The sequence below is a fragment of the Microbacterium candidum genome (assembly GCF_030315975.1).
GTDB classification, from domain to species: domain Bacteria; phylum Actinomycetota; class Actinomycetes; order Actinomycetales; family Microbacteriaceae; genus Microbacterium; species Microbacterium candidum.
Window position 1 is genome coordinate 553,045 of sequence record NZ_JASXSZ010000003.1, and the last position, 3,199, is coordinate 556,243.

Genomic DNA, 3,199 nt, shown 5'->3' on the forward strand with positions numbered 1-3,199 from the left:
GGGGGGCGGGTGGGCCGCGCGGGCGGGTAGGCGCCCGGGGGGGGGCCGGGGGCCCCCCCCCCCCCCCCGCCGCGCCGCGCGGAACAGCAGAGGAGCGAAGCGGAATGCGAACGGGATCGCTGAACATCGTCGGAGCGCATGTGTGGGACGGCGAAGGATTCGCCGACCGCGACGTGCACATCGAGGACGGGCGCGTGGTCGACCGGCCGGGCGAGGGCGCTCAGACCCTCGACGCCGCGGGAGCGTGGCTCGTCCCCGGCCTCATCGACGCGCACTTCCACGCGTATGCGACCAGCATGGACGGCATGGAGAACGAGCGCGGTCCGCTCAGCTTCACCGCCATCAACGGCACCCGCCGGCTCGGACGGGCGCTGCGCCGCGGCTTCACCACCGTGCGGGACGTCGCCGGCGGCGACATCGGCCTGGCCCGCGCCATCGACGCGGACCTCTTCGACGCACCCCGCTACCACTTCACCGGCCCCGCCCTCAGCCAGACCGGTGGCCACGGCGACCCTCGCGCTCCGCACATCGACACCTGCTTCTCGCACGGCCACATGTGCGAGGTGGTCGACGGAGTCGACGCGCTGCGCGTCGCCGTGCGCAACCGCCTGCGCACGGGGGCGCATGCGATCAAGATCATGACGTCGGGAGGGGTCTTCTCGCTCGCCGACCCCCTGCCGATCCCGCAGTACTCCCCGGAGGAGGTGCGGGTCGTGACCGACGAGGCGAAGCGCCGAGGAAGCTACGTGGCCGCGCACGCGTACTCCTCGGAGGCTGTCATCCACTCGATCGAGAACGGCGTGCGCTCCATCGAGCACGGCAACCTCATCGACGCGGCGACGGCAGCCCGCATGGCGAAGCTCGGCGCCTTCCTCGTGCCGACGCTCGCCGCATACGACGCGATGGACCGCCGTGGGGCCGCCATCGGACTCAACGCGATCTCGCTCGCCAAGAACTCCGAAGTGCTCTCGCAGGGCCAGGAAGCGGTCCAGCTCGCGCACGCCGCCGGTGTGCAGGTCGGCTTCGGCACCGATCTCATGGGCGACCTCGAGGACGATCAGCTGTGCGGCGTCCGACTGCAGGTCGAGGCGAGCGGATCCGCGGCGACGCTGCGCTCGATGACAGCCGTCAATGCCGAACTCATCGGGGATCGCTCGCTCGGCCACCTCGGGCTCGGGGCATACGGCGATGCGCTCCTGCTCTCGGCGAACCCCCTCACCGAGCCGGCTGTCCTCTGGGAGGAGGACGCCCGAGTGTCGATCGTGCAGGGCGGCCGCGTCGTCGCCTGACCGAGTGATCATGGCGCCCCGGCCATCGTTCGGTGAGAGGATCAGGTCGAAGCAGGATGCCGTCGCATGAACTGCTCGCGCGAGAAGGAGGAGCTCGCATGGTCAAATACCTGATCACCTACAGCGGCATGGGCCACCCCGACCCTGCAGAGATGGAGGCAGCACGAGCCGCTTTCGGTGAGTGGCTCGCGTCGGCGGGAGATGCCGTCGTCGACCCTGGTGCACCCGTGAGCTATATCGGAGCCGTGGCCGCGGGCACGCCGACCGCGGCCCCCGAGTTCTCCGGCTACACGATCATCGAGGCCGAAACCGAGGAGGATGTCCGCAGCATCCTCTCGACCCATCCGTTCGTCGCACGCGGGGGAACTCTCCAGATCAACCAATCGCTGTGAGAGTCGACCGATCCCGCAGCGATCGCAGGCGATCGGTGCGGGATCGCGGCGTCGGCGATTGGTCGATGCTCTCGAACCCGGCGGAAGAGTCTGTTTTCGGGCTGGATCAGCTGTTTTCTCCGGGGAAGCACTTCAGCGCCGCTCGTCGATCCATGCGCGGATGATCGCCTGCAGCGCTGCACGTTTCCGCTCGAGGTCGTCCGCGTCCGCGAACCGTGCCACCCGGGAGACGGCTCCGTCCCCCTCCAGCAGACCGTCGGGGTCCGCGATCGTCGCACCCTGGTGGAACATCAGCGTGACGGTCTTCTTCGACTTCGGGAAGAACGAGGCGATGTTCCCGCGGAACATGAACGTCGGCGCCTGCCACTTGATCGACTCGGTCACCTCGGGATCCGCGCTCAGGACCACCTCACGCACCTGGGCGACGAGATCCCGCCGAGGATTGTCATAAGCGGCCAGCCAGGCCTCCACTTCGGGGTTCCGGTTGCTCACGGCATCACTCTACGCACGCCCGTGCGCGGCGGCACCGGCGCGGGATCACCCCCGCGCCGTGATCATTCCCGGCGCGTCTATGCAGGTGAAGCCGTCCCCTGTCACGATTGGGTCGGTCGTGCGGTCAATCCTGTGGACGGGGCCGATGATCGGTCCCGGCAGAACAGGAGGACTCATGAAGCTGACAATCGCAGGGGGAACGGGCACGGTCGGGAGGTTTGTGGTCGAGGCGGCGCTGAGCCACGGCCACGAGGTCGTTGTCCTCTCCCGTAGGAACGGCTCCGACATCCTCACCGGCGAAGGGCTGCGGCCGGCGCTTCGGGGTGCCGACGCCGTGATCGATGTCACGAATCTGGTCGTGATGTCGGCCGCCAAGGCGCGCAGTTTCTTCGAGACCGGGACCCGCAACCTCCTGGCGGCGGAGAAGGCGGTCGGTGTCGGTCATCACATCGCCCTGTCGATCGTCGGAATCGACGACATCGACTCGTCGTACTACGCCGGCAAGCTCGCCCAGGAGCGGGCGATCGCCGCAGGGGACGTGCCGTACACGATCGCACGGACCGGCCAGTTCCACGAGTTCCCGGGGCAGCTGCTGGCCGGCATGGGCGGCCCGATCGCGATGATCCCGAAGTCGCCGATCCGCCCGGTCGCAGCGCGCGAGGTGGGCGCACACCTGGTCGACGTCGCCGAAGCCGGCCCGGTCGGGCGCGCGCGGGATCTCGTCGGTCCGCGCGACGAGGAGCTCATCGATCTCGTCCGCCGCCAGCTGGAGTTCGACGGCATCCGTCGTCGCGTGCTCGGGATGCGGCTCCCCGGCGCCTACGGGAAGGGCCTCGCTTCGGGCTCTCTGCGCGGCGACGCCCGGGCCCTTCGGGCGACCATCACATTCGACGAGTGGCTGCGCAGCCCGGACCACACCGTCGGCGCCTAACCGCATCATCCTGCAGTACGGAAGGGGCGGGGGGGGGGGGGGGGCTCAAGCCCCCCCCCACCGGGGCCACGCCGCCCAACACGGCGCGGGCGGCG

At 69.8% G+C, this 3,199-nt stretch carries 4 protein-coding genes; 3 read left to right on the top strand and 1 reads right to left on the bottom strand.

Annotated elements, in window-relative coordinates; all coding sequences use genetic code 11:
* The first annotated feature begins 104 nt into the window (after nt 1–104).
* Nucleotides 105–1,289, top strand: a complete 1,185-nt coding sequence (locus QSV35_RS12025; RefSeq protein ID WP_286288990.1) for a metal-dependent hydrolase family protein — start codon at nt 105–107, stop codon at nt 1,287–1,289.
* Between the two features lie 98 nt (nt 1,290–1,387).
* Nucleotides 1,388–1,681: a YciI family protein gene (locus tag QSV35_RS12030; RefSeq protein WP_286288991.1), complete on the top strand. Its 294-nt coding sequence runs from the start codon at nt 1,388–1,390 to the stop codon at nt 1,679–1,681.
* Between the two features lie 132 nt (nt 1,682–1,813).
* Here the strand turns inward: QSV35_RS12030 and QSV35_RS12035 are convergent, their stop codons facing one another.
* Nucleotides 1,814–2,173 (bottom strand): DUF1801 domain-containing protein, encoded by a 360-nt coding sequence (locus QSV35_RS12035; protein WP_286288992.1) that lies wholly within the window; start codon nt 2,171–2,173, stop codon nt 1,814–1,816.
* Between the two features lie 175 nt (nt 2,174–2,348).
* On the opposite strand from QSV35_RS12035, the gene QSV35_RS12040 reads away from it, so the two are divergent.
* Nucleotides 2,349–3,104, top strand: coding sequence for an SDR family oxidoreductase (locus QSV35_RS12040; RefSeq protein ID WP_286288993.1), 756 nt, complete (start codon nt 2,349–2,351; stop codon nt 3,102–3,104).
* The last annotated feature ends 95 nt before the right edge of the window (nt 3,105–3,199 follow it).